General features: G+C 64.6%; 1 pseudogene. It reads right to left on the bottom strand.

Going from position 1 to position 268, the window contains the following annotated elements:
* Positions 1 to 268, bottom strand: a pseudogene (locus tag GEV02_RS32680) (hypothetical protein); the annotation flags it as partial.

Here is a 268-nt window from a genome sequence, read left to right as displayed (position 1 = left end):
AGACATCGGCCAGCAGCCATGCATCACTGCCGGGCAGGCGCAGCCAGATGGCTTTCCATGCGTTGCGGTTGCCGCTGCCCTGCAGGTTCGCAAAGCAGGAAGGCGACACCGCGTGTTTGCCGTACTTGATTTCCGCCCCTTCCACGGTGGCGAAATACTGCTGGCGACCGAAGCTGGCGCGCAGCCGGGTGCCTTCGGGCAGAAACACCTCCTTCCATTGATAGCCTGCTTCGGAGAGCTCAGCCGGCTGCTGGGGAGGCGGCGGTGG

It is taken from the genome of Rugamonas aquatica (genome assembly GCF_009380215.1).
Lineage (GTDB): Bacteria > Pseudomonadota > Gammaproteobacteria > Burkholderiales > Burkholderiaceae_D > Rugamonas > Rugamonas aquatica_B.
The sequence above is the reverse complement of the archived record's forward strand: the minus strand, read 5'-3'. Positions and strand labels throughout refer to the sequence as shown.